The sequence below is a fragment of the Limnohabitans sp. genome, from assembly GCF_044361985.1.
GTDB lineage: Bacteria > Pseudomonadota > Gammaproteobacteria > Burkholderiales > Burkholderiaceae_C > Limnohabitans_A.
In genome coordinates this window covers 1-24,701 of sequence record NZ_JBIKHV010000003.1, presented here as the reverse complement: position 1 = coordinate 24,701, position 24,701 = coordinate 1, and the positions used below count along the sequence as shown (strand labels likewise).

Below are 24,701 nucleotides of genomic sequence, written 5' to 3'. Positions count from 1 at the left end.
GCTGGGCTAAGGCTGGGCGCTTTAGCCCAGCACCCGCCCTGGGTTCATCAGGTTTTGCGGGTCCAGTGCTTTTTTCACGGCCCGCATCATGGCCAGCGCCGTGGGGTCTTTGTAAAGTGGCAGTTTGCCCACCTTGAGTTCGCCCACGCCATGCTCGGCGCTGATGGAGCCATCAAACTTGGCCACCTGGTCGAACACCAGGGTGTTGACCTTGTCTTCAAAGTCACGCAAAAAGGCTGGCCCATCCACACCCTCAGGCGCTTGCACGTTGTAGTGCAGGTTGCCATCGCCCAGATGGCCAAAGTCAACCATGCGCACACCGGGCACTTCGCGGGCCAGCAGGGCATCGGTCTCAAGCACAAAGGCCGGAATGCGCGACACCGGGATGCTGATGTCGTGTTTGATGTTCAAGCCCTCCGTGGCCTGGGCCAGGGTGATGCTCTCGCGGATGTGCCACAGGCCGCGTGCCTGGGCCAGGTTTTCGGCCACCACGGCATCGGTCACACAAGCTTGTTCCATGGCCGCTTCCAGCAAGGCTTCAAACTGGCTGCGGGCATGTTGTTCGTTTTCGCTGTCAGAGTTTTCGAGCAGCACGCACCAAGGTGTGGCTTGCCACAGTGGCACGCGCAGTTGCGGGTAATGCTTGTGGACCAGGCCGAGCGCAAACTGGTTCATGACTTCAAAACCCGTGAGGCCAGGCCCCAGCCGCTGGTGGGCCAGGCCCAGCAGTTGCACGGCAGCTTGCAAAGTGGGTACAGCGGCCCAGGCGGTGAGCTGTGCCGCGGGCTGGGGGTAAAGCTTCAGGGTGGCGGCGGTGATGATGCCCAGCGTGCCTTCGCTGCCGATCATCAGGTTGCGCAGATCGTAGCCCGTGTTGTCCTTGCGCAAGCCGCTCAGGCCGTGCCAGATGTCGCCTTGGGCGGTCACCACTTCCAGGCCCAGACACAGGTCGCGCGTGTTGCCGTAGCGCACCACTTGCGTGCCGCCTGCGTTGGTGCCCAGGTTGCCGCCAATGGTGCAACTGCCCTCGGCCCCCAAACTCAGGGGGAACAAAAAACCGGCGTTCTCTGCCACAGCTTGTAGGTTTTGCAAAACACAGCCGGCATCCACGGTGATGGTGAGGTTGTCCTTGTCGATGGCCCGTACGGCATTCATGCGCGTCATGCTGAGCACGATCTGGTTGCCCGATGCGTCAGGCACGCCGCCGACCACCAGACCGGTGTTGCCGCCTTGGGGCACGATGGGGGTGGCCGCCGCCGCGCAGGCCTTGACCACGGATGCCACTTCTTGCGTGTTGCCAGGGCGCACCACCGCCAAGGCCAGGCCTTTGACGCGTTTGCGCCAGTCTTGTTCCCAGGGGCTCAAGTCGGCACCCGGGTCTTGGTGGGTCAGCACATGGGTTGGGCCGCAAATCTGGCGCAGCAAGGCCATCAAGGCGATTTGGGCGGTGCTTGGAACGGTCATGGTCTGGCGTGTCGGGGGAAGCAATTTTTGGTCAGCGGCTTTGGTCGGGGGCGCTCAGTCTCTGGGCACGGGCACAAAATTGCCCGTGGCCTTGGCCGCCTTGAAGCGGATCCGCACATGCAGCGCACAAGCCACAAACAAGGTGGTGCACAACAGGATTTGCAGTCCGGCCAGTGCGTTGGATGGCCAGGCATCGCCCCAGGCCCGCACAACGCCCTCTGTAAAGTAAAGCCAGACCAGCATGCTGACCCAGCGGTAGGTGTACATGCGGTTTTTCAGCAGGCCCGCCAGGGGGATACACAAAGGCAAGACCTTGATGGCCCACAAAGTGCCACCCTCCCGCAGGGGGGCCAGCCAAAGTTCCCAGGCCAGGCCCAGAATGATCAGGCCCAGCAGGCTGCCAACGGCCATCCAACGGGTGAAATCGACGCCGGCAGGTTTGTTTTCGGAGGTGGTGTTCATTGCGGTGGCATCATACCGGGCATGCAATCGAACCCCCTGAAGTCCACATGGAAAGCACAGTTGTCGCTGTGGTGGCAAGAATTGATGGTTTTCCCCTGGCGTCAGATGGCGGGCGTTTTGGCCGAGCGCTTTCGCGACGCCCGCTTGGGCGTGAGCGCCAGTTCCCTCACTTTCACCACCGTGCTCGCCTTGGTGCCGCTGTTTGCGGTGGGCCTGGCCGTCTTTGCGGCCTTTCCTGTCTTTGGAAAATTTCAGGACACGATCCAGCGCTGGCTGATCGAGAGCCTGGTGCCTGAGAGCATTGCCCGCCAGGTGCTCAGTTACCTGACGCAGTTTTCTCGCAAGGCCAGCCGATTGGGAACGGTTGGATTGGTGGCAGTCCTGATGACCGCTGTGGCCTTGATGGTGACGATCGAACGCACCATGGGGCAAATCTGGCGCTTGCGGCGTCAGCGGCCTTTGCCGCAAAGGGTCTTGCTGTATTGGTCCGCCATCACTTTGGGGCCCTTGTTTTTGGGCGCCAGCCTGGCCATCACTTCTTATGTGGTGACGGCCTCGCGCGATGTGGTGGATGTGTTGCCGGGCTCAGTGCGTTGGTTGCTCGACAGTTTTGAGTTTCTGCTGCTGACCGCCTGTGTCAGTGGCTTGTATTTTTATGTGCCTTACACCCGTGTGCGTTGGCGCCATGCCATCACCGCCGGCTTTTTGGTGGCCGGGGGGCTGGAACTGGCCAAGAAATTGTTGGCCGTTTACTTGCTGCAGGTGCCCACTTATTCGGTCATTTATGGCGCTTTTGCAGCGCTGCCGATTTTGCTGGTCTGGATTTATGTGACCTGGCTGATTGTCTTGCTGGGTGCGGTGCTGGCTTCCAGCCTGCCCGAATTGGGCCGGCAGACCTGGCGCAAGCCCGATGGCCCAGGCTGGGGCTTCAGGCTGGCACTGGAGGTGTTGGCCGAGTTGAACGCCGCCAAGGCATCTCAGCAGCGAGGTTTTAGCACGGACGAATTGGCATTGCGCTTGCGCGTGGAGGCAAGCGAGCTGCGGCAGGTGCTCGATGTTTTGCAAAGCCTCGATTGGGTGGGCCGCCTGACCGAGCAAAACGACCAGGGGCAAGCCCGACAAGTGTTGCTGATGGACCCGGCACAGACCAGCGTGGCGCCCTTGGCTGAGCGGCTGCTGGTGTTGCGTGCGTCAGCGGCAGACCCAGTGTGGCTGCAAACAGGACTTGAGCACCTTGTGGTGGCGCAGTTGCTGCCCGAGGCCAATCAGCTCAGCCGCTAAACCCCCTCGAAGCCTGGGTGCTGGAGGGCTTGCGGTGCGAGGATGCTCCGAAGGAACTCAGGCTGTGCGAAAGGCCGCGCTTAAAAAGCCACGAAACCGTGCACGGCCGCCACGCACCGGGGCCTGGGTCAGCTGGTAATCCGGAAAGCGCTGCAAAAACCGCCCGATGGCGATGCGCCCTTCGAGCCGCGCCAGACTCAGGCCTGCGCACTGGTGCACACCAAACCCAAAAGCCAGGTGCTTGTTGCCGGTGCGGCGCAGGTCGAGCTGTTCGGGCTGGGGGTACACAGCGGGGTCGCGGTTGGCCGCGCCGATGCACAGCGTGATCAAGGCCCCTGCAGGCAGATCGACCCCGTTGACCTGGGTGGCTTGCAGGGCGCGTCGGTTGCTGAGCTGGTTGGACGACTCGAAGCGTAAAAATTCGTCCACCGCCAGGTTAAGGATCTGCTCACGTTCTTCGCTGGAGGCGGCCGCCAGCAAGTCGGCCTTGAGCCGATCGCGCTGCGCCGGCCATTCCTGCAGGCTGATGAGCGCGTTGCCGATCAGGTTGGTGGTGGTTTCGTGCCCGGCATTGAGCAAGAACACGCAGTTTTGCAGCAACTCGACTTCGCTCAGGGCGTCGCCGCCTTCCTCCCCTTGGATGAGCCGGGTCAGCACATCGTGCTCTGGGTCGCCCGGGTGTTGGCGGCGCTGGGCGACCAGCGCGCGCAGGTAGGCCAGAAACTCGTTCACGCTGCGGTTGCCCAAGGCTTCTTGCTCGGGGGTGAGGGTCGGCTCCAGCGCGCCCAGAATGGCCAGCGACCAGCCGCGCAGCGGCTCACGGTCGGCATGGGGCACGTCCAGCAGGTTGCCGATGATCTCGACCGGAATGGCCGATGCAAAGTCTTCGATCAGGTCGCCGCCGCCTTGGCCCTCGATCTTGTCCAGCAGGCTGTCGACAAGTTGCACCAGGCCGGGCTCCATGGCCTCGATGGCGCGGCGCGTCAGGGCGCCCATGATCAGACGCCGCACCCGGGTGTGCAGTGGCGGGTCGTTGAAAACCAAGCTGTTGGTGTGGTGCTCAAACAGCGGGGCCACACCACCCGGTGGGGCGTAGGGGGGCTGGTTGAAGGGCGCATGGTTGTATTTGGGGCCAAATTCAACCTGCTTGTCGGAGCTGAACACTTTGGCATCGCGGTACACCGCCACCAGATCGGCGTGGCGCGTGAGGAAATACGCGCCATCGGGCATGCGTTTGAACGGCTCGGCCTCTCGCAATGCGGCGTACACCCCGTACGGATTGTTCAAAAAATCAGGGGGGAGGGCGCGCAGGTCGAGAGTTTGGGCGATCTGTTGCGCCCGCAGGGTGCTCATGGGCGGGGTGATGCTGAGGGTCATGTTTTTAAAAAATCCTTGAGGGCTTGCAGCACGCCTTCAGGCGCTTCGGTCATCAGCGAGTGGCCTGCAGGCAGCTTGACCACCTTGGGCTTGGCGCACAGGGCGATCAGGCTTTGCGCCGCTTTGGGCGGCGTCATTTGGTCAGCATCGCCCAGCACAAACAACACAGGGCATTGAACTTGGGGCATGGCCATTTCGCCGCCGTTGTAACTGTCGCAGGCCTTGAAGCCAATGTTGAACACGTTGGCCTGGGTGTTGCTGGCCAGCACGCGCCGCATCAGCGCCTTGCTGCCGCCATAAAGCCAGGTGCCGGGGCCCAAAGCCGAGGGCGGCGGTGCCAGCGTGGAATGCGAAAAGCTGTTGACCATGTCAATCGCCTTGAATGGGGCGCTGATTGATTGTTCCAGCAGGGCGGGCGAAACCCGCATGGGGTAGGCCGTGCCCACCATCACCAAGTGGCCGATGCGCCCGGGGTGGGCCTGGGCGTCTTGTGCAGTGGCTTGCAGCGCGATCAGCGAGCCAAAGCTGTGCCCGATCAGGGCGGCTTTTTCGACCTGGAGCGCGTCGAGCAGGGCGATCACGGTGTCGGCGGCCTGTTGCACGCTGTGCGGCGGTGGGCCGTCGCTTTTGCAATGGCCGGGCAGGTCAATCGCCAGCACATTCCAGCCGTGGTGGGCCATGTAGCGGGTTTGCAAAATCCAGACGCTGTGGTCATTCAGCACGCCGTGGATGAAGACGGCCGTGGGCTGCGCCGGGTTGAAGGGCTTGCCACCGGTGTAGGCGTAGAGGTCGTGGCCTTGAACAGAGGTTTTCATGCGGCTTTCTCCGCCGCCTTCAAGGCTTTTTTCAGGTCGTCGATCAAGTCTGCCGGGTCTTCCAGCCCGATGGACAGGCGGATCGTGCCCGGGCCAATGCCGCTGGCGACCAGGGCCTCGTCGGTCATGCGGAAATGGGTCGTGCTGGCCGGGTGAATCACCAGGCTGCGGCAGTCGCCCACGTTGGCCAGGTGGCTGAAGACCTTGAGGGTTTCAATGAACTTTTGCCCCTGGGCGCGTGAGCCCTTGATGTCAAAGCTGAAGACCGAGCCCGCGCCACGCGGCAGCAGCTTTTGCGCCAGCGCGTGCGAGGGATGGCTTTCCAGCATGGGGTGGCCGACCCGGCTCACCAAGGGGTGCGAGGCCAAAAACTCAACCACCTTGGTGGTGTTTTCCATGTGCCTGGCCATGCGCAGGGGCAGGGTTTCGATGCCTTGCAAAATCAGCCAGGCGGTGTGCGGGCTCATGCAGGCACCAAAGTCACGCAGGCCTTCGCGCCGGGCCCGCAGCAAAAATGCCCCCACGGTGCTTTCTTCGCTGAACACCATGTTGTGAAAGCCCGCATAGGCCTGGCTCAGTTCGGCAAACTTGCCGGACTTGTCCCAGTCAAAACTGCCGCCATCGACCACCACGCCGCCGACCACCGTGCCGTGGCCCGACAGGAACTTGGTGGCCGAGTGGTAGACCAGATCGGCTCCGTGGTCAAAAGGCTGGATCAGCCAGGGTGAGGTCAAGGTGGAATCGACCAGCAGCGGCACACCGTTGTCGTGCGCAATCGCGCTGATGGCCGGGATGTCGAGCACGTCCAGCCCGGGGTTGCCCACGGTCTCACCAAAAAACAGTTTGGTGTTGGGTTGCACGGCGGCACGCCAGGCTTCCAGATCGCCAGGTTTGACAAATGTGGTGCTGATGCCGAAGCGGCTCAGGGTGTAGTGCAGCAAGTTGTGTGAGCCACCATACAAAGCGGTGGACGCCACGATGTGCGAGCCTGCGCCCATGAGGGTGGCGATTGTCAGGTGCAAAGCCGCTTGTCCGCTGGCCGTGGTGATGGCCCCAATGCCGCCTTCCAGAGCAGAGATGCGTTGCTCCAGCACCGCGTTGGTCGGGTTGCTGATGCGGCTATAGACATGGCCCGGGCGCTCGAGGTTAAAAAGCGCTGCGGCCTGGTCGGTGGACTCAAAGACAAACGATGTGGTCAGGTGGATGGGGACCGCCCGGGCGCCGGTGCTCGGGTCGGGCGCGGCGCCTGCGTGAAGGGCCAAGGTGTCAAAACCGGGGTCACTGTAACCAGCCATGAGGGGTCTCCGAAAAAATACAAAGTGTTTGGCAAGCTTTTGGCCTGACTATCAGCGTTCATTGTGGGCTATATTGGCATGTCATCTAAACCGGATCGACCCTCAGGAGACACACCATGCAAGTCAGCGACATCCTCCGCGTCAAGGGCGGCACACTGTTCACGGTGCATCCCGATGAACCTTTGTCTCGGGCCATGAACGACATGGCCGAAAAAGACATGGGCTCACTGGTGGTCATGGCGAATGGCGATCTGTTGGGCATGCTGACTTTCCGTGAGGTGATCCAGCAGATCGTCAAAAACGGCGGTCAGGTGGGTGCCACAACCGTGCGCGAAGCCATGGACGCGCAACCCCAGACCTGCTCCGGAGACACCGACATCAACGAAGTGCGCCGCATGATGCTGGAGCACCATGCCCGCTACATGCCCGTCATGGACCAGCGCATGCTCATGGGCGTCATCAGCTTTTATGACGTGGCCAAGGCCGTGGTGGACAGCCAGAACTTTGAAAACAAGATGCTCAAGGCCTACATCCGCGATTGGCCCGATGGCTCGGCCCCCGAGTCCGAAGACGTCAAACTTTGAGGGGGCCTGGCCAGCCCAAGCCCCCGCTCTGGGATAATCCCACCCCATGAGCGGCAATACCTTTGGAAATCTCTTCTCGGTCACCAATTTTGGTGAATCCCATGGCCCGGCCATTGGCTGCGTGATCGACGGCTGCCCTCCTGGCATGCCGCTGTCTGAGGCCGACATCCAGCCCGACCTGGACCGGCGCCGGCCCGGAACCAGCAAATTCGTCACTCAACGCAACGAACCCGACGCGGTGCAAATCATCTCGGGCGTGTACCAGGGCCTGACCACCGGCACCCCGATTTGCCTGCTCATCCAGAACACCGACCAGCGCAGCAAGGACTATGGCGACATCCTGCAGACCTTTCGGCCGGGGCATGCCGACTACACCTATTGGCGCAAATACGGCTTGCGTGACCCGCGTGGCGGTGGGCGCTCATCGGCTCGGCTGACTGCGCCCATGGTGGCCGCAGGCGCGGTGGCCAAAAAGTGGCTGAAGGAAAAATTCGGCACCACGTTTGTGGGCTGCATGACCCAGATCGGCGACATGCCGATTGGTTTTGAGAGCTGGGACCACGTGCAGGCCAACCCGTTTTTTGCCCCGGTCGCCGATGTCTCGGCGCTGGAGGACTACATGAACGCGCTGCGCAAGTCGGGCGATTCTTGCGGTGCCCGCTTGCGCGTGGTGGCCCGTGCTGTGCCGGTCGGCCTGGGCCAGCCCTTGTTTGACAAGATCGATGCCGACATTGCTTTCGCCATGATGGGCATCAATGCCGTCAAGGGTGTGGAGATCGGCGCTGGCTTTGGCTGTGTCACGCAAAAAGGCAGCTTTGCCGGGGACACGCTCGCGCCCGATGGTTTTGTCGGCAACAACGCCGGTGGCGTGCTCGGGGGCATCAGCACCGGTCAAGACATCGAGGTGTCGATTGCCGTGAAGCCCACCAGTTCGATTTTGATTGCGCGTGACTCGATCGACTCGAATGGCCAGCCAACCGAAGTCATCACCAAAGGCCGCCACGACCCCTGTGTGGGCATCCGGGCCACGCCGATTGCCGAGGCCATGCTGGCGCTGGTGGTCATGGAGCACGCCTTGCAGCACCGCGCCCAGTGTGGCGATGTTGAGCACTCTTTGGCCCCTATTGCCGCTGTCAAGCCATAAGGCATGACGCAACGCCGTCAGCTCTTGCCGTTTGCCGCCCTGTCGGCCAGTTACTTCGCCCACATCGGGTTTTTCAATCCCTACCTGCCGCTGTGGCTGAAAGACATGGGCCTGAGCCTGCTGACCATCAGCTTGCTCACAGCCGTGCAGGCGGCCACCCGTTTGTTTGCACCCTATGCCTGGGGGGCCTTGAGCGACCGCACGGGTGAGCGCGTCAAGTTGTTGCGCATTGGGGCCGGCGTGGCCTTTGCATCGGCTTGTTTGCTGTTTCTGGACTGGGGTCCTTTGGGGCTGGGCCTGGTCTTTTTGGTCATGTTCACCCACACCAGCTCCATGATGCCCATGAGTGAAGCGGCCATGGCCCACCTGGTCAGTCAGGGCGGGGCTTTTGACACCAAACGTTATGGGCGTGTGCGCTTGTGGGGCTCCATGGGGTTTTTGGTCACGGTGTTTTTGGCGGGCGCCTGGTTTGAGGCTTTTGGCATGCGGCATTTTCCGGGCTGGACGGTTCTGACTTTGGGCGCGGTGTTGTTGAGTGTCTGTTGGATGCCGGACATCAAGGAATCTGCGCACCATGTGCATGTGCATGTGCCAGTGGGACCAGTGTTGCGTCTAAAACCGGTGCAGTGGTTTTTTGTCTCCACCTTTTTCCATGTGCTTTCGCACATCGGTATTTATGTGTTTTTCTCGCTCTACCTGGATTCCTTGGGCTACAGCAAAACCATGATCGGTGTGCTGTGGGCCGTCTCGGTGGCGGTGGAGGTGGTGTGGTTTTTCACCCAGTCGCGCTGGTTGCCCCGTGTTTCATTGACTGGCTGGTTGGTGCTGTGTTCGCTCACCATGTTGCTGCGCATGGGGTTGACCGTGACGTGGGCCGATGTCTTATGGGTTTTGCTGCTGGCGCAGACCTTGCACGCCATCACCTTTGCCACGCACCACACGGTCTGCATCGCCTTGATTTCACACCACTTTCCGGGCCGTTTGCGTGGGCGCGGACAGGCGCTTTACACCGTGGTGGCTTACGGTTTTCCGGGCGTTTTGGGGGCCTTGCTGGGCGGTGTGATCAGCGAGCGCTGGGGCCTGCAAAGCGTTTTTTGGGTCAGCTGTCTTACCAGCATCGTGGCCACGGCAGCGGCTTACAAGGTTTGGCGTTTGCAACATCCGCGCCTTGTGCGGACCCCTTAGTTCTTTCAGCGCCCAGCCGCTTGAGCCACCGATTTCGCCATGAATAGTTCCATGAATTTCGACATGAGTTGTGCCGTGCTGCCCAATTTTCTGCCCTCTGATTTGAGCCTGGCGCTGGCCCAAGCCCAGCGGCTGGAAACCCGTCTGAACGGCGTCGCCACGGTTTGGCACGCTTGGCATGCCGTGGGTGGGGCCTTGCAACCGACGGTGGTGTTGTTGCACGGTGGCAGCGGCAGTTGGACACACTGGGTGCGCAACATTGCCCCCCTGGTCAAGGCCGGCTGGCGTGTGCTGGTGCCCGACTTGCCTGGCTTTGGCGACTCGGACTTGCCCGCAGGCTGCAACGATGTGGACGCTTTGCCCGCCCATTTGCACGCAGGCCTGTTGCAGCTGCAGGCCGATGGGTTTTGCGCCGGGCCAGTGAGTCTGGTGGGTTTTTCATTTGGTGGCATGGCCGCCGCCTTGTGGTTGGCCGATCACCCCCAGGATGCCGTCCGCTTGGTGTTGGTGGGTGCGCCGGGCATGGGCCTGACGGTGTCCGAGCGCGTCCCGCTCAAAGGTTGGCGGCATTTGACCACCGCCGAGGCGCAAGAACAGGTGCACCGGCACAACCTAATGGCCTTGATGCTGCAGCGCCCCGAAAGCCTTGACACCCTGGCCTTGGCCTTGCACACGGCCAATGTGCAGCGCGACCGCATGCCGCGCCGCCGCCTGTCGTCCACCGACATCGTGGCCCGCACTTTGCCGAGATTTCAGGTGCCAGTGAGCGCCATTTATGGTGAGCACGATGCCTTGTACCGTGGCCGACTGCCCGAACTGCAAGCGGCCATGCAAGGCTTGTCGACCCGTTGGGGGCAATGGCACACCGTGCCCGCCGCCGGGCATTGGGTTCAATATGAAGCCCCTGAGCCATTCCATGCAGCATTGCTGGGCATCCTGAGGGCGTGAGGCCCAGCCCCTGCAGGCACTGGGCTTTTGCGCCTGGCTGCCAGCGGTCATTGGCTGACGCGTAGAAAATAACTCTTTTAAAGATCCTGACCATGACAACCCTCAAAATTGATTTCGTGTCCGACATTGCCTGCCCCTGGTGTGCGGTCGGTTTGGGTGCCCTCGAGATGGCACTCGAGCGCCTGCAGGGGGATGTGCAGGCCGATTTGCACTTCCAGCCCTTCGAGTTGAACCCCCACATGGCCCCGGGCGGGCAGGATCTGGGCGAGCACCTGACCCAAAAATACGGCTCGACTTCCGAGCAGCAGGCACAGATTCGCCAGACGATTGCTGCGCGGGGGGCCGAAGTTGGTTTCGAATTTCACATCGGTGGGCGCGGCCGGGTCTACAACACCTTCAATGCCCACCGTTTGCTGCATTGGGCCGAAGGCCAGGGTGCAGTCGCTCAGCACGCCCTGAAAAAAGCGTTCTTGCAGGCTTATCAAGGCCGCGCAGAGTGCATCGAAGACGCCCAGGTCTTGCTCGCGGCTGTGGCTGCAGCAGGCCTCGATGTGGCCGCGGCGCAAGTGGTGCTGGACAGCGATGCCCACACCGCCGAGGTGCGTGAACGCCAGCAGTTTTACGCGCAAGCAGGCATCCGTTCGGTGCCGGCCGTCATCATCAATGACAAACACCTGATTTCGGGTGGGCAGCCGGTGGAGGTGTTCGAGCAGGCATTGCGCCGCATCGCCTCGGGCGAAGTGTCCTGAGCCGCAGGTATTGGTCATGAGCGAACACACCGCCAAGCTGTTGCACCGCAGGGCCATGTTGACCAGCCTGAGTACGGCTATGGCGGCTCCGATGCTGGCCTCATTGGCCTTGCCGGTCTGGGCGCAAGTGGCCAGCAAAGGTGACTTGGCCGAATTGAGCCGGGTCTGGCGGCGTCAGGGCGGCGTGTTGTTGATTCGCCATGCCGCCACCGAAGCGGGCTTGGGCGACCCGCCCGGTTTTGTCTTGGGCCAGTGCAGCACCCAGCGCAACCTGAGCGAAGCGGGCCGCAAAGCCTCGCGCGGCTTGGGGGCTTGGATGCAGGCCAATGGTTTCAAGCCCGATGCCGTGCGCAGCAGCCAATGGTGCCGTTGCCAAGACACGGCCCGGCTGGCGTTTGGCCAATACGAGGATTGGTCGGCCCTGAACAGCACCTTTGCAGGCCAGGGTGATCCGGTTGCCCAGCTCCAGGCCTTGCGCGAGCGCTTGCTGGCCATGCCTGCCGGGCGCACCGAAGTGTGGGTCACGCACCAGGTCATCATGACCGGGCTGACCAGTGCCTACCCTGGCCTGGGTGAAGGCTTTGTGGTGGACCGGCAAGGGCGTTTGCTGGTGCGTGGAGATCTGGCCACATGAGCCCAACCCTGCCCGTTGTACCCCCAGTTTTGACGGTGTACTTTGATGGCTCCTGCCCTTTGTGTCGGCGCGAAATCGCCATTTACCAACGCTTACCGCAAGCGCTGTCCATGGCCTGGGTCGATGTCAGTACCGGTCAGGACACCGGCGGGCTCAGCTGCGAGGCGGCCATGGCCCGATTTCATGTGCGCGACAGCCAGGGGCGTTTGTTCAGTGGGGCAGCGGCGTTCTCACAAATGTGGCGGTTGTTTCCCGGCTGGCGCTGGCTGGGCTGGTTGTCCGCCTGGCCGCCGATGTCTTGGTTGTTTGAGTGGGCTTACCGCTTGTTTTTGCCACTGCGACCGCGCTTGCAAAAGTGGGTGCGGCGTTGGTCGGGGGAGGCGGCATCTTGACGTACCCCATGTTGTTTTCTGCGACTTGGTTGCGTGGCTTGTTGTACGGCATGGCTTTTTTCATGCACGGCGCGATGGCCCAGGTGGGCGACAAAGTGCCTTTGGGCGACTGGGCCATTGACCGGACCGAGGTCACCATTGGCCAGTTTGAGCGTTATGTGCGGGCCACCGGCACCGTGACCCGGGCAGAAAAAGAGGGTGGCGGCTTTGAGTACGGGGCTGGCTGGGAGCGACGCCCCGGCTGGTCCTGGCGACATCCCGATGGTCAGGCCGCTGGCGTGGCCAGCCGTGCCGAGCTGCCTGCAGTGCACCTGGATTTTGCCGAAGCCCAAGCCTATTGCCGTTGGGCCGGGGGCCGCTTACCCACGGGCGCCGAGTGGCAAAAGGCTGGTTTTACCGAACTGCGCGATGCACCGCCGGCCCCTTGGGTCAAAGGGCGAACCTACCCCTGGAGCACTGGCGACAGCCCACAAGGGGCCAACACCAGCGACACCGACCCCTGGCCACGCGCTGCGCCGGCCGGTGCCACCCGCCAAGGGGTGAACGGCTTGTACGACATGGGCGCCAATGTCTGGGAGTGGACCAGCGAGGCCCGTGGCCCGGAACGCCGAACCGTGGGCGGCTCCTGGTGGTACGGCGCTTTCAACATGAAGGCCGATGTGCAGGCCTTCAAGCCGGCGGATTTTTATGCGGTGTACATCGGTTTTCGCTGTGCATACGACCTCCAACCGCAAGACCGCAATGCGAGCAAAACCCGACCATGATGCATTCCCTGCCTGAGGGCTACCGGGCCCTGGTGTTTGGCGCGAGCGGTGCCATTGGCAGCGCCTTGCTGCAGCAACTGCAAAGCGACCCGCGTTGCGCGGCGGTGCTGGGCGTGTCGCGGCAAAGCATGCCGGGGCTGGATGTGCTGAGTGAGCCCAGCATCCAGGCCTGCGCGCTGGCGTTGGCATCTCAAGGGCCATTCCATTTGCTGCTGGACGCCACGGGCGCTTTGACCGTGAACGGGCGCGGCCCCGAAAAGCGCCTGGACGAGCTGGATGCCTCACACCTGCTGGCCGCGCTGCACCTCAATGCCGTGGGGCCCAGCTTGTTGCTCAAGCACTTCGCGCCCTTGTTGGCCACTGGCCAGCGCGTCATTTGGGGCAAGTTGTCGGCGCGCGTGGGCAGCATCGAAGACAACCGCAAAGGCGGCTGGTATGGCTACCGCGCGGCCAAGGCTGCACTCAACATGCTGCTGCAAACATCGGCCATCGAAATTGCCCGGCGCAGGCCGCTGGCGGTGGTGGTGGCTTTGCAGCCAGGCACCGTCCAATCGGGCTTGAGCCAGCCGTTTGTGGGCGACGATGCGATGCGTCCTGACGAAGCGGCACGGCGTTTGCTGGCCGTGCTGGATGGCTTGCAGCCCACAGGGCGTGCACAGTTTGTGGACCACCAGGGGCAAGCCATCTCCTGGTGATGCGAGCTCCGAGAGGACGCGGGCTTCAGCCCAGCGCTTTGGCGATTTTGTGGCGGGGCACGGTGGTTTTGGGGCATTGCCCTTTGGGCAGCTCAAACCACTGGCGCACATCGTTGTCCACGCCCACACCGTGCATGAAGTTGTAGATGGCCTTTTTCAGGCCCTGGCCCAGCAAGTCGTGGTCGATGCCCTGGCCCAGCGGGGTGGGGTCTAAAAAGCCCACATCGTTGCGCGCAAACTGGCCCTCGGGCAAGGGCAACAGCTTGACGCCGTAGGCATCGGGGTTCAGGCCCACGGGTGAATGCACCGTGCACACAAAGCGGTGGAAAAAGCCGCTGTGGATGCAGCCGTTTTCAAACATCTGGCGCACGTATTCAAGGGCATCCACCGTGTCTTGCACGGTCTGGGTCGGAAAGCCGTACATCAGGTAGGCATGTACCAGCACGCCCGCATCGGCAAAGCCTTTGGTCACCCGTGCCACTTGTTCGACCGAGACGCCTTTTTGCATGAGTTGCAGCAAGCGGTCAGAGGCGACCTCGAGCCCACCCGACATGGCGATGCAGCCGCTTTGCGCCAGCAACTCGCACAGCTCGGGGGTGAAGGTTTTTTCGAACCGGATGTTGCCCCACCACGAAATTTGCACACCCCGGCGCAGCAGTTCTTCGGCCAGTGCTTTGAGGGCTTTGGGCGGCGCCGCTTCGTCCACAAAGTGAAATCCGGTTTGACCTGTTTCGGCCACGATTTGCTCGATGCGGTCCACCAGCGTGCTGGCGCTGGCCGTTTCGTAGCGGCTGATGTAGTCCAGGCTCACGTCGCAAAAGCTGCATTTCTTCCAGTAGCAGCCATGTGCCACCGTCAGCTTGTTCCAGCGGCCGTCGCTCCACAGCCGATTCATGGGGTTGAGCATGTCCAGAAGCGACAAATATTTTTGCAAGGGCAAGCCATCCCAGGTGGGTGTGCCCACCTCTTCAAAGGCGATGTCGGGCTCTTGCAGGTTGATGTATTGAACCTGGCCAGCGTCGTTTTTGATGAAGGTGCGCACCAGGCGCTGGGTGCTGCGTTTTCCTTGCAGGTGCTCGATCAGGTTGAGCAAAGGCCGCTCGCCACCGTCCAGGGTGATGTAGTCGACATGGTCAAACACGCGGGCGTCAGCCAGTTCGCGCAGCTCGGTGTTGACAAAGCCGCCGCCCAGCCCGATGCGGATGTCCGGGTGTGCGCGCTTGATGCATTGGGCAATGCGAAACGCCGCATAAACCGAGCCAGGAAAAGGCACTGACAAAAGCACCAGCTGGGGCTGGTGCCTGTCAATGGCCTGCAGCGCCAGGCGCTCGAGCGTGGTGTCAATCAGATGGGGGGGCTGTGCCAGCGCCTCGGCCAAGGCGTCAAAGCTGGGTTGGCTGGCGGCCAGGCGTTCGGCGTAGCGCACGAACTCAAAACCCTCATCGACAGCATCGCGCAACACGTCGGCCAAGTCGTTCAAATACAGGGTGGCCAAATGCCGGGCGCGGTCGGTTTGGCCCAAAGCGCCAAAGGCCCAGCCAATCGGGTCGCCTGTGCCGTCGTCTTCGTAGGCATCCAGGGCCACAAAGCGGGGGCCTTCAGGTAAAAAACCCCGCCCCGCGATGCGGTGGCTCAGGGTGCTGTCACGGCCTTGTAAAAAGGCGATCACCGGGTCGATGGTCTGGGCGTAGTCCGCAAAATGGTCGAGGAAAAAATTGACCGGCCCTGAACGGTCTTCGACAGGCAAGGCCAGCGCCACATCGCGCAAATCGGTCAGGCCCTGTCGGTTGAGCAAAGCCAGCACCGTGGCCAGCGCCAGGTCTTCCTGCGCAGCATCAAAACCCCGGGAACGCAAAAACCCCGTCAGGTAAGCCGTGGACGGGTAGGGCGTGTTCAGCTGCGTCATCGGCGGGATGATGCTCAGGATCTTGAACGGGGCGGGGCTTGGCATGGGGGTGGGCAGATTTCAAATCGGTGGGGGGATTATCAACGGGCGCAAGGGCGTCGCTTCGACAAGGGGAGGCGTTACCATCCAAAGGCACGGTTAGATTGCCGCACGATGCTCTACAGATGACCTCTTCCCCCGAAACGCCCTCTCACGCCCTGTCTTTCCTGTCCGCCTTGGCGGTGCAGGCCACGCCACAAGCCAAGCTCACGCCTGCCCAGCAGCGCTTCAACGAACTGCTGGCCCGGGTCGAGCTGCTGACCGGGCATATTCAGCGTCTTGAGGCTTGGTCTGACCAGCACCGTTACGCGCACATTCAGGCCTTGAGAGAGTCCGTGCAACAGGCACAGGTGCACCGCAAAAACCTGCTTTTCTTTTTGCATGAACGCTTGCAATCGGCAAACTTGACCGTGCAGCAGCAACGCATGGCCCGTGGCAAGTTGCGCAACCTGCTCGGGGCGCTGGCGGCTGTAAGCGACCCCCAAGTGCAGGCCCTGGCCAACGTGTACGTGAGCGACGAGGACACGCAAGAAGCGGCCCAGGAACAAGCTGAAGCAGCGCAGCGCCTGCGGGAAAAAATTGAAGAAGCCCTGGGCCAGCCGATTGACAAACCCAGCCAATACCAGACCCCCGAAGAAATGATGGCCGCCGGCATGCGCCAATGGCAACGCCAGCAACAAGCCGACGAGGAACGCAAGGCCGCCAAGCGCGCGGCCCGCAAAGCGAATAAGAAAAGCGCTGCGGTCGAAAAAGGTGAAATTTCTTCGGCGATGGCGCGCGAGACCGATGCCAAAAGCGCCATCCGCACGATATTCAGGCAGTTGGCCAGCGCCTTGCATCCTGACCGTGAGCCCCTTGAATCAGAGCGCTTGCGCAAGACCGGGCTGATGAGTGAGGTCAATGCGGCTTATGAAAAAAACGACCTGACCACCTTGCTGCGCCTGCAAATGCAGGTCACGCAGGTCAACCCCCAAAGCACAGCACGCATGGCCGATGACAAATTACAGGCCATGTCCTTGTTGCTCAAGGAGCAGGTGGCAGCGCTTGAAGACGACCTGGAGCAATTGCAAAGCCGCCTGAGCCGTGAATTGTGTGTGCCAGTGCGGGCTGAAGCCGATGAGGCGGCGATGACCCAGTCCTTGCAGCGCATTCAGGCTGACCAGCGCCAAAACATGGACAGTCTGGCGAGCGACTTGCGCCGCATTCAGAACGACGCTGAGTTCAAGCGGTGGCTGAAAGAACAGTGGCAGCTGGCTAAAGCCACTTCTGCATGAAGCTGGCCTGACCCGCAGCAGGGTCGAGGGCATAAGGCGCAAAGCCAAAGCGCAGATAACTTTGAAGGGCGCGCGCATTGCCCGTGAGCACTTCCAGCGTGAGCTTGCAGCAGCCGCGATCGATCGCCAGTTGCTCGGCTGCCGCCAGCAGGGCCTGGCCTACCCCTTGGCCACGGCAGTCTGGCAGCACCGCGATGTCGTGGATGTTCAACAACGGCTTGGCCTTGAAGGTGGAATAACCCGCCATGCAGTTGATCAGGCCCACTGGCGCATCCCCCCGCCAGGCGATGAAACTGGCTGCATCGGGGCGAGCGGCCAAGTCATCGCACAAGCGGTCTTGCACATCCTGCGCCAGCGCTTGTGCACCGCCCATCGGGTCCAGGGCGTAGGCGTTCAGCAGCATCACCAGCGCCGAGCGGTGAGCCGGGTTCAGGTAATCGACGGGCAGGATGTGAAGCGTCATGGTGTGAGCGCGGTTCAGGCGGTGGCAATTTTCAGGGCCGGGCGCATGGCGCTGCTGGTGCTGTTCATCACATGACCAGCCAGTTGGTGCGCCGTGATGGCCGACAAGGTCCAGCCCAGGTGACCGTGGCCGGTGTTGTAAAACACATTCGATTTTTTGCCTGCGCCCACGCGCGGCAGCATGGTGGGCATCATAGGGCGCAAACCGGCCCAGGGCACCACGCGGCGGGTGTCGATGTCCGGGAAGCACTGGTTGACCCAGGTGATCAAAGGCTGGATGCGGTCAGCGCGAATGTCCAGGTTGATGCCATTGAACTCGGCGGTGCCAGCGACACGGAAGCGGTCATCGCCCAGGCGGCTGGTGACCAGCTTGGTTTCGTCGTCCAGCAAGCTGACTTGGGGAGCGGCACCCTGGCTGGCGGCATCGGGCAGATTGACCGTGATGGAGTAGCCCTTGACCGGGTAAATGTTGATGCGGTCGCCCAGTTGCGCAGCCAAGCGGCGGCTGTGCACGCCGGCACAAATGACGATGCCGTCAAACGTCAGCGTGTCGGTCTCGCCTGCGTGTTGCACTTGGACAAAAGCGCTTTGACCGTTGGCCGCCACGCTCAGGACTTCGTGTTCATTGAGGATTTTCACGCCCATGCGCTCGCAGGCTTTGGCCAGGCCGTAGGTGAACTTGTGGATGTCGCCCGTCGAGTCGCTTTCGGTGAAATAGCCACCGTAATAATCGCCGTGCAATGTAGGCTCGATCGCATTCATTTCATCGGGGGTGACCGCGCGGCGGGGCAGGCCGCCTTGCGCCAGCAATTTGGAGACTTGGCCTGCGTGATCGAAGCCTTTTTTGTCGCGGTAAATGTGCAGAATGCCCTCGCGCTTGTGGTCGAATTCAATGCCTTCGGCTTGGGCCCAGGCAAAGTGGTGCTCGCGCGAAGCAATGGCCAGTTGTGCGGTGGCCACCGTGTTGTCTTTGTACTTGGGAATGGCGGCGATGAACTCGGCCATCCAGCTGATTTTGTGCCAGGTGGGCGTGGGGTTCATCAGCAGGGGAGCATCGCTTTTGAGCATCCACTTCAGGCCCTTGAGGATCGTGGACGGGTGGGTCCAGACTTCGGCATTGGAGGCCGACAACTGCCCACCGTTGGCATAAGACGTTTCCATGCCGGGGTAGCGGTTTTTTTCGATCAGGGTGACCTGGATGCCTTGTTGGGCCAGGGCGTAGGCGCTGGTCACGCCCGTGATGCCACCACCAATGATGACCATGTGTTTTGCTGAATGATTCATGCAAGCTCTCTCAAATCAACGTCTCAAACAGTAAGGCACGCAGCACGCCGAATGCGTGTTGCATGACCCCCTCTGTTTGAAACCTGAGAGATTCACCGAACGTTTTGTTCAGTTTGCTCCTGCGGTGAACCGGGTGACGAACCTCGGTCGCTCTTCAGAGTGTGTGGCGCCCCATCCTAGATTGGGGGCCTGCCTGCATCGGTCCTTTGGCCTGAGAGTTTCCGGGGCGGTTGCTCCTTCGGCGCTGTCTACAACTGAGACAGTCTCTCCCGATGCGGGAAACCAATTTTAAACGGTGTGGCCTTGTGTTGTGAAAAAAAGAGAAAGATTTATTCAGGCAATTCATCGTGGTCAGAGACCACGATGAACGCCCTCATGCGTAGTCGCTCACTGGAATGCAGCTGCAAAACAGGTTGCGGTCGCCATAAACGTTGTCGACCCGACCCACCTGGGGCCAGTACTTCACGCTGCCAGGCACGCGATGGGCTTGCGCTGCGCCGATCTCTCGGCCATAGGGGCGTGCCCATTCGCCAACCAGCAGGCTGTCGGCGGTGTGCGGTGCGTTTTTCAGCGGGTTGTTGTCTTGCGGCCAGGTGCCGTTTTCGATCAGACGAATTTCTTCGCGGATGGCGATCATGGCCTCAATGAAGCGGTCCAGCTCTTGCAGGGTTTCGCTCTCGGTGGGCTCGACCATCAAGGTGTTGACCACCGGAAAGGACAGGGTGGGCGCGTGAAAACCGTAATCCATCAGGCGTTTGGCCACGTCCTCCGCCATCACCCCTGAGCTGTCTTTGAGGCCGCGCAAGTCGAGGATGCACTCATGGGCCACCAGGTGACGACCATCGGGTGTCGGGCTGGCGTACAGGGTGGGGTAGTGGTCGGCCAGGCGCTGGCTGATGTAGTTGGCAGCCAAGATGGCCGATTCAGTGGCGTGCTTCAGTCCCTCGGCGCCCATCATGCGGCAGTACATCCAGCTGATGGGCAGCACGGCGGCATTGCCCAGGGGCGCGGCAGAGATGGCCCCCACCCCATTGACTGGAAGGCCGCCTGTGGCATGGCCGGGCAAGTAGGGCACGAGGTCTTCCACCACGCACACGGGGCCCACACCGGGGCCGCCACCGCCGTGCGGAATGCAGAAAGTTTTGTGCAGGTTCAGGTGGCTCACATCGCCGCCAAATTCTCCGGGGGCCGCCACGCCGACCAGCGCGTTCATGTTGGCACCGTCCACATAGACCCGGCCACCGTGCTGGTGCACCAGTTCACAAAGTGCTTTGACTTGCGTCTCGAACACCCCATGGGTGCTGGGGTAGGTGATCATCACTGCGGCAAGCTTGTCGCTGTGCTGCTCGCATTTGGCGCGCAGGTCGTCCATGTCCACGTTGCCGTTGGCATCGCACTGGGTCACCACCACCTGCATGCCCACCATCTGCGCGCTGGCGGGGTTGGTGCCGTGCGCACTCGAGGGGATTAGGCAGATGTTGCGGTGCCCTTGACCCTGTGCGCGGTGGTAGGCCTGGATGACCAGTAAACCTGCGTACTCGCCTTGCGAGCCAGCGTTGGGCTGCAGGCTGATGCCCTTGTAACCGGTGGCCTGGCAAAGCCACTCGCGCAGTTGCTGGTCCAGCTGGGCATAGCCTTGCAGCTGGCTTGCTGGGGCGAAGGGGTGCACGTTGGCAAACTCGGGCCAGGTGATGGGGATCATCTCGCTGGTGGCGTTGAGCTTCATGGTGCAGCTGCCCAGCGGGATCATGCTGCGGTCCAGCGCCAAGTCTTTGTCGGACAGCTGGCGGATGTAGCGCAGCATGCCGGTTTCGGAGTGGTAGCGGTTGAACACCGGGTGCGTGAGGAAGGCACTGCTGCGGCGGAGCTCGGTCGGGATCAGGGGCTCTGCGCCTTTTTCAAACACATCGAAACTGGGCAGTGATGAGGCCTGGGTGGTTGACTCGCTGGCGAAAATTTGCCACAGGGCGGTGATGTCCTCGCGCGTGGTGGTTTCGTCCAGCGAAATCGACACGCTCTTGTCGCAAGCCTTGCGCAGGTTCATGCCCGCTTGCTGGGCTCGCGCGATGAGCGAGGCCGAGGACTCGCCGATGGCGATCCATACGGTGTCAAAAGCGGTCTCTTTGCGCAACTTGTACCCCAGGCTCTGCAGGCCTTGCGCGAAGATCGCGGTGTAAGTCGCCACGCGGCGCGCAATGCGCTTCAATCCCTCGGGGCCGTGGTACACGGCGTACATGCTGGCCACCACGGCGGGCAGCACCTGCGCAGTGCAGATGTTGCTGGTGGCTTTTTCGCGGCGGATGTGCTGCTCGCGGGTTTGCAGTGCCAGGCGGTAGGCGGGTTTGCCATGCACGTCCACACTCACGCCCACCAAGCGGCCGGGCAGGGAGCGTTTGTAGGCGTCGCGGCAAGCCATGAAGGCGGCGTGTGGGCCGCCTGCGCCCATGGGCATGCCAAAGCGTTGCGTGGTGCCCACCACGATGTCGGCACCCATTTCGCCAGGGGGCTTGAGCAGGGTGAGGGCCAGCAGGTCAGCGGCCACGATGAACGCGGCCGACTGCGCATGGCTCTGAGCGGCATAGCCGCTGAGGTCTTCGACCAGCCCAGTGCTGCAGGGGTACTGCACCAGCACGGCAAAGTGTTCGGCTTGGAGCGCAGCACTGAAGGCGTCAGCACTCTGCGGCACCAGCACCTCAATGCCCAGCGGTTGGGCACGCGTCTGGATCACTTCGATGGTTTGCGGGTGGCAGGCGCGTGAGACCACGAAGACCCGGCTCTTGCTTTTGACGGTGCGCATCGCCAGTGTCATGGCCTCGGCTGCTGCGGTGGCCTCGTCGAGCATGGAGGCGTTGGCGATATCCATGGCTGTCAGGTCGGTCACCATGGTCTGGAAGTTCACCAGCGCTTCCATGCGGCCTTGGCTGATCTCGGCCTGGTAGGGCGTGTAAGCGGTGTACCAAGCGGGGTTTTCCAGGATGTTGCGCAGGATCACGCCCGGTGTGTGCGTGCCGTAGTAGCCCTGCCCGATGAAGCTCTTGAGCAGCTGGTTCTTTTGCGCCATGCTTTTGAGCTCGGCCAGCGCAGCGGCTTCGGTGATCGGGGCTGGCAAATCCATGGCCTGGGAGCGCGCGATGCTGCGCGGCACGATGGATTCGATCAGGGTGCGGCGAGAGGCTTCGCCAATCACGCTGAGCATGTGCTGCTCATCGGCGGCACTGATGCCAATGTGGCGAGCGATGAACTCGGATGGATTTTCGAGTTCGCCCAAGGGCTTGAGTGTGGACATCAGCATATTCGCTCCTGATCAAAACGGGGTGCGCGGGGTAACTTTTTAGCCAGCGGAGAATTGGTTGTAGGCCGTTTCGTCCAGCAGGGCGTCGGCTTGCGCTGGGTTGGACAGCTTGACCTTGAAAAACCAGCCCTGGTTCAAAGGGTCTGAGTTGGCCAGGGAGGGGTCGGCGCGCAGGGCCTCGTTCACCTCGATGATCTCGCCGTCCACAGGCATGTAAACGTCGGCGGCCGCCTTGACCGACTCGACCACCCCAGCCACTTCTTTGGCCGCAAAGCTTTTCCCGACCTCGGGCAGGTCGACAAACACCACATCGCCCAGCGCATCCTGCGCGTGGTGTGTGATGCCGACAACGGCGGTGTCGCCGTCAATTTGCAACCATTCGTGGTCTTCGGTGTACTTGATCATGTCAGAGCTCCTGGTGGGTTTGGATTTTTGAATCGGGGTCATTGAAACGTTTGTTGAATCGGGGGCAGATGCCGATTAAATTTTTTAGCCGCGGTGATAGCGGTTGGGCACGAAGGGCAGGGGGCTGACAGCCATGGGGACGGCTTTGCCGCGCACCATGGCGTTCAGGCGTGTGCCCAAGGCAGAATATTCTGCCTGCACATAGGCCAAGGCGATGGGTTTGTCGGCAGTGGGGGCCAGCAGTCCGCTGGTGACCTCACCTACCATTTGGCCTTGCTCGTTGTGCAAGGCCACGTGTTCGCGAACCGGGACGCGCTCCAGGCCCACCAAGCCTACCCGCAGGCGCTGTGGGGGGGCCGTGCCGTCGAGTTGCGCCAATATTTTTGCCGCTCCCGGGAAGCCACCCGCCCGCGCGCCGCCCGTGCGACGCACTTTTTGCAGGGCCCAGTTCAGGCCCGCTTCAATGGGGGTGGTGCTGGTGTCAATGTCGTTGCCGTACAGGCACAGGCCGGCTTCTAGGCGCAGCGAATTGCGGGCGCCCAGGCCCACGGGTTTGACTTCGGGCTGGGCCAGCAGGCGGCGCGCGAAGGCTTCGGCGGCGTGCGCAGGCAGCGAAATTTCAAAACCATCTTCGCCCGTGTAACCGCTGCGGGTCACGTACAAGTCAGCACCGTCCACGGCAAAGGCTGCGCCGGTCATGAACACCAGCTTTTCGACGCCGGGCAAGAGGCGCTGCAAGGCGGTCACCGCTTGCGGGCCTTGCAGGGCCAGCAGGGCGCGGTCAAATTGCGGCTCGATGTTGCAGAGGCTGCCAATGCGCTGCTGCATGTATGCCAGATCGCCATGCTTGCAGGCACCGTTGACGATCACGAAAAGCTCACCCCCATTCGACACATCCCGGTTGACAAACATCAGGTCGTCGACGATGCCGCCCTCGTCATTGAGCAGCAGGCCGTAGCGCTGTTTGTGAATGCCCAGGCCCATCACGTCAATGGGTATCAGGCTCTCTAAAGCGGCCGCTGCCTCAGGCCCCGACAGGCTGAGCTGACCCATGTGCGAGACATCAAACAAGCCGGCGGCCGTGCGGGTGTGGTGGTGTTCGGCCATCAGGCCCGCCGGGTATTGCACCGGCATGCTGTAACCCGCAAAGGGCACCATGCGCGCGCCCAACTCCAGGTGCAGGGCGTTCAAAGGGGTATTGAGTAAGTTGGTGGTAGCGGTCACAGAAAACTCCAAGGGCAATCAAAAACCACAGCAGATGCTGTGGCTTGCCCTCGCTGTCCGCTTTACCTGAGAGATTCGCCGGGAGGCCTCGTATGCCAAGGCGTTCTGCGGGTTGCTCCTTCGGTGGATGCCGTGGCCCGATGGCCCGGCACCTCTCTCCAGTGAGGTAACGCCTTTAAAAAAGACGTTTTGTCAGTCCTTTTGCCTGAGCGTTCAGCAGCTTTCAAACCGCCTGCGCCTTCGGCGGCCTGACCATGTTTCATGGGGATGAAGCAGGTCAGGCGCTCTCCTGACAGATACAAATTCTAACTTTATTTGTTGAACACAATATCCCGCAAAGTCAGAGAAATTTCAGGCACGTAGCTGATCAGCATCAAGCACGCCAGGATCACGCAGATGAAGGGGATCAGGTCTTTGACGACACGATCGAGCGAGATTTTGGCCACCGTGCAAGCGGCAAACAGGTTCACGCCAAAGGGCGGGGTGATCATGCCCAAGGCCAAGTTCACCACCATCACCATACCGAAGTGGACTGGGTCGATCCCGAAGTGCACGGCCACCGGCACCAGAATGGGAGCCAGTACAAGGATGGCCGCGCCGGTTTCGATGAACATGCCGATGATGAACAGGGCTGCGTTGATGCCTAGCAAGAAATAAATGGGCGACTGCAACACCTCTTCCAGCCACATACCAACGGCGCCTGGCACGCCTGCACGGGTGATCATGAAGGCGAACAGCCCGGCATTTGCAATGATGAACATGATCACAGCACTCGAAATGACCGATTTGCGAAGGATGGTGTAAATGTCTTTGAAACTTATTTCACGGTAGATCAGGGTGCCGACGATGAATGAATAAAACACCGCCACGGCCGCAGCTTCGGTGGGCGTAAAGACCCCGCCGTAAATGCCGCCCAAAACAATCACCGGCATGAGGAGAGCCCAGCTGGCTTGCCATGTTGCCTTGCCAAAACTCAGGCGACCGTCACCATCGTTTTTGCCCCAGCCTTTGAATTTGGCATAAAGC

The 24,701-nt window shown here is 61.7% G+C and carries 23 protein-coding genes and 4 riboswitches; of the genes, 11 read left to right on the top strand and 12 right to left on the bottom strand.

Features of this window, described 5'->3' with window-relative positions; all coding sequences use genetic code 11:
• Positions 1–21: 21 nt before the first annotated feature.
• Together ACIQ3A_RS01205 and ACIQ3A_RS01200 are read right to left on the bottom strand one after the other, a co-directional pair.
• Positions 22–1,464 carry an FAD-binding oxidoreductase gene (locus ACIQ3A_RS01205; protein ID WP_396429929.1) on the bottom strand — a complete coding sequence of 481 codons (1,443 nt, stop codon included), beginning with the start codon at positions 1,462–1,464 and terminating at the stop codon, positions 22–24.
• A 54-nt stretch (positions 1,465–1,518) separates the two neighbouring features.
• Positions 1,519–1,926: a DUF2069 domain-containing protein gene (locus ACIQ3A_RS01200; RefSeq protein WP_396429928.1), complete on the bottom strand. Its 408-nt coding sequence runs from the start codon at positions 1,924–1,926 to the stop codon at positions 1,519–1,521.
• 21 nt (positions 1,927–1,947) lie between these two features.
• Here ACIQ3A_RS01200 and ACIQ3A_RS01195 point away from each other — a divergent pair, with 21 nt between their 5' ends.
• Positions 1,948–3,207: a YihY family inner membrane protein gene (locus ACIQ3A_RS01195; RefSeq protein ID WP_396429927.1), complete on the top strand. Its 1,260-nt coding sequence runs from the start codon at positions 1,948–1,950 to the stop codon at positions 3,205–3,207.
• Between the two features lie 57 nt (positions 3,208–3,264).
• On the opposite strand, the gene ACIQ3A_RS01190 is transcribed toward ACIQ3A_RS01195, so the two are convergent.
• The 3 genes from ACIQ3A_RS01190 to ACIQ3A_RS01180 are packed head-to-tail and all read right to left on the bottom strand — an operon-like array spanning position 3,265 to position 6,694.
• A complete protein-coding gene (locus ACIQ3A_RS01190; RefSeq protein ID WP_396429926.1) occupies positions 3,265–4,584 on the bottom strand; it encodes a cytochrome P450 in 1,320 nt (439 codons plus the stop codon).
• The gene (locus ACIQ3A_RS01185) at positions 4,581–5,399 is read right to left on the bottom strand and encodes an alpha/beta fold hydrolase (protein ID WP_396429925.1); all 819 of its coding nucleotides are present in this window, start codon (positions 5,397–5,399) and stop codon (positions 4,581–4,583) included. The genes ACIQ3A_RS01190 and ACIQ3A_RS01185 overlap by 4 nt, the downstream gene beginning before the upstream one ends.
• Positions 5,396–6,694 carry an O-acetylhomoserine aminocarboxypropyltransferase gene (locus ACIQ3A_RS01180; RefSeq protein ID WP_396429924.1) on the bottom strand — a complete coding sequence of 433 codons (1,299 nt, stop codon included), beginning with the start codon at positions 6,692–6,694 and terminating at the stop codon, positions 5,396–5,398. Before ACIQ3A_RS01180 ends, ACIQ3A_RS01185 begins: the two co-directional genes overlap by 4 nt.
• A gap of 116 nt (positions 6,695–6,810) precedes the next feature.
• Between ACIQ3A_RS01180 and ACIQ3A_RS01175 the strand changes: the two genes are divergently transcribed.
• From ACIQ3A_RS01175 to ACIQ3A_RS01135, 9 genes are all read left to right on the top strand, one after another.
• The gene (locus ACIQ3A_RS01175; RefSeq protein WP_396429923.1) at positions 6,811–7,278 is read left to right on the top strand and encodes a CBS domain-containing protein; all 468 of its coding nucleotides are present in this window, start codon (positions 6,811–6,813) and stop codon (positions 7,276–7,278) included.
• Positions 7,279–7,324: 46 nt separating this feature from the next.
• Positions 7,325–8,422 carry a chorismate synthase gene (aroC, locus tag ACIQ3A_RS01170; RefSeq protein ID WP_396429922.1) on the top strand — a complete coding sequence of 366 codons (1,098 nt, stop codon included), beginning with the start codon at positions 7,325–7,327 and terminating at the stop codon, positions 8,420–8,422.
• A 3-nt stretch (positions 8,423–8,425) separates the two neighbouring features.
• Positions 8,426–9,607, top strand: a complete 1,182-nt coding sequence (locus ACIQ3A_RS01165) for an MFS transporter (protein ID WP_396429921.1) — start codon at positions 8,426–8,428, stop codon at positions 9,605–9,607.
• A gap of 51 nt (positions 9,608–9,658) precedes the next feature.
• A complete protein-coding gene (locus tag ACIQ3A_RS01160; RefSeq protein ID WP_396429920.1) occupies positions 9,659–10,555 on the top strand; it encodes an alpha/beta fold hydrolase in 897 nt (298 codons plus the stop codon).
• Positions 10,556–10,647: 92 nt separating this feature from the next.
• Complete coding sequence (locus ACIQ3A_RS01155) at positions 10,648–11,304, top strand: DsbA family oxidoreductase (protein ID WP_396429919.1); 657 nt, start codon at positions 10,648–10,650, stop codon at positions 11,302–11,304.
• Positions 11,305–11,320: 16 nt separating this feature from the next.
• Positions 11,321–11,938 (top strand): histidine phosphatase family protein, encoded by a 618-nt coding sequence (locus ACIQ3A_RS01150; protein ID WP_396429918.1) that lies wholly within the window; start codon positions 11,321–11,323, stop codon positions 11,936–11,938.
• A complete protein-coding gene (locus tag ACIQ3A_RS01145; RefSeq protein WP_396429917.1) occupies positions 11,935–12,330 on the top strand; it encodes a thiol-disulfide oxidoreductase DCC family protein in 396 nt (131 codons plus the stop codon). Before ACIQ3A_RS01150 ends, ACIQ3A_RS01145 begins: the two co-directional genes overlap by 4 nt.
• Before the next feature lie 8 nt (positions 12,331–12,338).
• A complete protein-coding gene (locus ACIQ3A_RS01140; RefSeq protein WP_396429916.1) occupies positions 12,339–13,094 on the top strand; it encodes a formylglycine-generating enzyme family protein in 756 nt (251 codons plus the stop codon).
• A complete protein-coding gene (locus ACIQ3A_RS01135) occupies positions 13,091–13,789 on the top strand; it encodes an SDR family NAD(P)-dependent oxidoreductase (RefSeq protein ID WP_396429915.1) in 699 nt (232 codons plus the stop codon). The genes ACIQ3A_RS01140 and ACIQ3A_RS01135 overlap by 4 nt, the downstream gene beginning before the upstream one ends.
• A gap of 25 nt (positions 13,790–13,814) precedes the next feature.
• Here ACIQ3A_RS01135 and ACIQ3A_RS01130 read toward each other — a convergent pair whose 3' ends face one another.
• Positions 13,815–15,740 carry a B12-binding domain-containing radical SAM protein gene (locus tag ACIQ3A_RS01130; protein WP_396429914.1) on the bottom strand — a complete coding sequence of 642 codons (1,926 nt, stop codon included), beginning with the start codon at positions 15,738–15,740 and terminating at the stop codon, positions 13,815–13,817.
• 119 nt (positions 15,741–15,859) lie between these two features.
• Between ACIQ3A_RS01130 and ACIQ3A_RS01125 the strand changes: the two genes are divergently transcribed.
• Positions 15,860–17,008: a hypothetical protein gene (locus ACIQ3A_RS01125; RefSeq protein ID WP_396429913.1), complete on the top strand. Its 1,149-nt coding sequence runs from the start codon at positions 15,860–15,862 to the stop codon at positions 17,006–17,008.
• Here ACIQ3A_RS01125 and ACIQ3A_RS01120 read toward each other — a convergent pair.
• From ACIQ3A_RS01120 to ACIQ3A_RS01095, 6 genes are all read right to left on the bottom strand, one after another.
• Positions 16,989–17,471 carry a GNAT family N-acetyltransferase gene (locus tag ACIQ3A_RS01120; protein ID WP_396429912.1) on the bottom strand — a complete coding sequence of 161 codons (483 nt, stop codon included), beginning with the start codon at positions 17,469–17,471 and terminating at the stop codon, positions 16,989–16,991. The two genes, ACIQ3A_RS01125 and ACIQ3A_RS01120, sit on opposite strands and share 20 nt — an antisense overlap.
• Positions 17,472–17,485: 14 nt before the next feature.
• Complete coding sequence (locus tag ACIQ3A_RS01115) at positions 17,486–18,754, bottom strand: D-amino acid dehydrogenase (RefSeq protein ID WP_396429910.1); 1,269 nt, start codon at positions 18,752–18,754, stop codon at positions 17,486–17,488.
• Between the two features lie 62 nt (positions 18,755–18,816).
• Positions 18,817–18,922, bottom strand: a riboswitch (glycine riboswitch).
• A 21-nt stretch (positions 18,923–18,943) separates the two neighbouring features.
• Positions 18,944–19,036, bottom strand: a riboswitch (glycine riboswitch).
• A gap of 91 nt (positions 19,037–19,127) precedes the next feature.
• Positions 19,128–22,046 carry an aminomethyl-transferring glycine dehydrogenase gene (gcvP, locus tag ACIQ3A_RS01110; protein WP_396429909.1) on the bottom strand — a complete coding sequence of 973 codons (2,919 nt, stop codon included), beginning with the start codon at positions 22,044–22,046 and terminating at the stop codon, positions 19,128–19,130.
• A gap of 39 nt (positions 22,047–22,085) precedes the next feature.
• Positions 22,086–22,451, bottom strand: a complete 366-nt coding sequence (gene gcvH / locus ACIQ3A_RS01105; protein ID WP_396429908.1) for a glycine cleavage system protein GcvH — start codon at positions 22,449–22,451, stop codon at positions 22,086–22,088.
• An 84-nt stretch (positions 22,452–22,535) separates the two neighbouring features.
• On the bottom strand, positions 22,536–23,675 hold the full coding sequence (gcvT, locus tag ACIQ3A_RS01100; protein WP_396429907.1) for a glycine cleavage system aminomethyltransferase GcvT: 1,140 nt from the start codon (positions 23,673–23,675) through the stop codon (positions 22,536–22,538).
• Positions 23,676–23,718: 43 nt separating this feature from the next.
• Positions 23,719–23,847: riboswitch (glycine riboswitch) on the bottom strand.
• An 11-nt stretch (positions 23,848–23,858) separates the two neighbouring features.
• Positions 23,859–23,977: riboswitch (glycine riboswitch) on the bottom strand.
• A 9-nt stretch (positions 23,978–23,986) separates the two neighbouring features.
• Positions 23,987–24,701: TRAP transporter large permease (locus ACIQ3A_RS01095; protein ID WP_396429906.1), on the bottom strand; the 715-nt coding region annotated here is incomplete at its 5' end.

Coding starts and splice junctions, on each gene's coding strand:
- ACIQ3A_RS01205 (WP_396429929.1), bottom strand. CDS start 1,464: ATGACCGTTCCAAGCACCGCCCAAATCGCCTTGATGGCCTTGCTGCGC.
- ACIQ3A_RS01200 (WP_396429928.1), bottom strand. CDS start 1,926: ATGAACACCACCTCCGAAAACAAACCTGCCGGCGTCGATTTCACCCGT.
- ACIQ3A_RS01195 (WP_396429927.1), top strand. CDS start 1,948: ATGCAATCGAACCCCCTGAAGTCCACATGGAAAGCACAGTTGTCGCTG.
- ACIQ3A_RS01190 (WP_396429926.1), bottom strand. CDS start 4,584: ATGACCCTCAGCATCACCCCGCCCATGAGCACCCTGCGGGCGCAACAG.
- ACIQ3A_RS01185 (WP_396429925.1), bottom strand. CDS start 5,399: ATGAAAACCTCTGTTCAAGGCCACGACCTCTACGCCTACACCGGTGGC.
- ACIQ3A_RS01180 (WP_396429924.1), bottom strand. CDS start 6,694: ATGGCTGGTTACAGTGACCCCGGTTTTGACACCTTGGCCCTTCACGCA.
- ACIQ3A_RS01175 (WP_396429923.1), top strand. CDS start 6,811: ATGCAAGTCAGCGACATCCTCCGCGTCAAGGGCGGCACACTGTTCACG.
- aroC (WP_396429922.1), top strand. CDS start 7,325: ATGAGCGGCAATACCTTTGGAAATCTCTTCTCGGTCACCAATTTTGGT.
- ACIQ3A_RS01165 (WP_396429921.1), top strand. CDS start 8,426: ATGACGCAACGCCGTCAGCTCTTGCCGTTTGCCGCCCTGTCGGCCAGT.
- ACIQ3A_RS01160 (WP_396429920.1), top strand. CDS start 9,659: ATGAATTTCGACATGAGTTGTGCCGTGCTGCCCAATTTTCTGCCCTCT.
- ACIQ3A_RS01155 (WP_396429919.1), top strand. CDS start 10,648: ATGACAACCCTCAAAATTGATTTCGTGTCCGACATTGCCTGCCCCTGG.
- ACIQ3A_RS01150 (WP_396429918.1), top strand. CDS start 11,321: ATGAGCGAACACACCGCCAAGCTGTTGCACCGCAGGGCCATGTTGACC.
- ACIQ3A_RS01145 (WP_396429917.1), top strand. CDS start 11,935: ATGAGCCCAACCCTGCCCGTTGTACCCCCAGTTTTGACGGTGTACTTT.
- ACIQ3A_RS01140 (WP_396429916.1), top strand. CDS start 12,339: ATGTTGTTTTCTGCGACTTGGTTGCGTGGCTTGTTGTACGGCATGGCT.
- ACIQ3A_RS01135 (WP_396429915.1), top strand. CDS start 13,091: ATGATGCATTCCCTGCCTGAGGGCTACCGGGCCCTGGTGTTTGGCGCG.
- ACIQ3A_RS01130 (WP_396429914.1), bottom strand. CDS start 15,740: ATGCCAAGCCCCGCCCCGTTCAAGATCCTGAGCATCATCCCGCCGATG.
- ACIQ3A_RS01125 (WP_396429913.1), top strand. CDS start 15,860: ATGACCTCTTCCCCCGAAACGCCCTCTCACGCCCTGTCTTTCCTGTCC.
- ACIQ3A_RS01120 (WP_396429912.1), bottom strand. CDS start 17,471: ATGACGCTTCACATCCTGCCCGTCGATTACCTGAACCCGGCTCACCGC.
- ACIQ3A_RS01115 (WP_396429910.1), bottom strand. CDS start 18,754: ATGAATCATTCAGCAAAACACATGGTCATCATTGGTGGTGGCATCACG.
- gcvP (WP_396429909.1), bottom strand. CDS start 22,046: ATGCTGATGTCCACACTCAAGCCCTTGGGCGAACTCGAAAATCCATCC.
- gcvH (WP_396429908.1), bottom strand. CDS start 22,451: ATGATCAAGTACACCGAAGACCACGAATGGTTGCAAATTGACGGCGAC.